General features: G+C 68.2%; 1 pseudogene. It reads right to left on the reverse strand.

Features of this window, described 5'->3' with window-relative positions:
* Positions 1–387 (reverse strand): annotated as a pseudogene (locus G6R24_RS23150) (hypothetical protein); the annotation flags it as partial.

Below are 387 nucleotides of genomic sequence, written 5' to 3' on the forward strand. Positions count from 1 at the left end.
CGACGCCGGCGCGCAGGAGCGCGTCGACCTGGTGGTCGGGGTTCTGGTCCGCGGTCGAGACCCGCGCGTAGCCGATCAACACATGTCGAGAATAGCCGGTCGGGTAGGTTTGTCGACGTTGTTTTCCGACGCGGGTTGTCGACGCCCTCCGAGGGGTCGTCGGGTGGTCGTGGGCGGGTGTCGACAGACGACCGTCTGTCGACACCCGCCAGCAAGCCGTCCAGTACCCCTCGGAGGGCGTCGACAACCCGCGTCGAAATTCAATGTCGGAAAACGTCGGCGTGCGGTAGATTCCGGCGCCGTGCTGATCGGCTACGCGCGGGTCTCGACCGCGGACCAGAACCCCGACCACCAGGTCGACGCGCTCCTGCGCGCCGGCGTCGCCGA

It is taken from the genome of Candidatus Frankia nodulisporulans (genome assembly GCF_902806475.1).
GTDB classification, from domain to species: Bacteria; Actinomycetota; Actinomycetes; order Frankiales; family Frankiaceae; genus Frankia; species Frankia umida.